Genomic DNA, 261 nt, shown 5'->3' on the forward strand with positions numbered 1-261 from the left:
CACGAGCGAGACCGACTTCAAGGGAATCGTCACCACAACGACCTGGGACACGGCGCGCCGCCTGCCCACATCGGTGACGCGGGCAGCCGGCACCCCGCAGGCCCAGACCACCACGACCCAGTGGCACCCCACCTTCGCGCTGCCGACGTTGGTGACGGAGGCCGGCCGCACCGCCACCTACTCGTACGACGACAAGGGCAACGTCCTCACCGAAGCCATCACCGACACGGCCTCGTCGCCCAACGCCACACAAACCCGGAG

General features: G+C 69.0%; 1 pseudogene. It reads left to right on the forward strand.

Features of this window, described 5'->3' with window-relative positions:
* Window positions 1-261 (forward strand): annotated as a pseudogene (locus B0W80_RS35865) (RHS repeat protein); the annotation flags it as partial.

The sequence above is a fragment of the Variovorax sp. KK3 genome (genome assembly GCF_001984055.1).
In the GTDB taxonomy this organism is placed as follows: Bacteria; Pseudomonadota; Gammaproteobacteria; order Burkholderiales; family Burkholderiaceae_C; genus Variovorax.